The 437-nt window shown below is 39.6% G+C and carries 1 protein-coding gene; it reads right to left on the reverse strand.

All coding sequences use genetic code 11. The features are described 5' to 3' along the window. Window positions 1-2 precede the first annotated feature (2 nt). A partial coding sequence (locus WFK35_RS23045; protein WP_336734992.1) for a T9SS type B sorting domain-containing protein occupies window positions 3-437 on the reverse strand: 435 nt, incomplete at its 5' end.

Here is a 437-nt window from a genome sequence, read left to right on the forward strand (position 1 = left end):
ATTTAATAATTCTTTACCAAAAGCCAGCTCGTATATTTTACGGTTGTGGTACCACCAAATTCTGTCCAGCTGATGAAATACCAATATGTAGCTGTATTTACATGTCTTCCCCCGATTTTTCCGTCCCATGTAAACTTGTTGGACGGTGATCCACGAAATACTTCTGCACCATATCGGTCGAAAATTCGGAAAATTACATTGTCATAATTCATCAGGTCAGAATAATTTATCGCATCATTGTAGCCGTCAAGGTTGGGCGTAATCGTATTGATAAGATTTATAATGACAAAAGGTCTCGTTACTTCTTCGCATCGATTTGTATCCCGAATGTGAAGAATATGATTTCCTCTCGGCACATTCATGAAAACATTTGAACTCTGCCAGTTTACGCCGTCCAGAGAATATTCATAAGGCGGAGTTCCGCCACTAGCTCCTAT

This window comes from Chryseobacterium sp. VD8 (assembly GCF_037149975.1).
Lineage (GTDB): Bacteria > Bacteroidota > Bacteroidia > Flavobacteriales > Weeksellaceae > Chryseobacterium > Chryseobacterium indicum.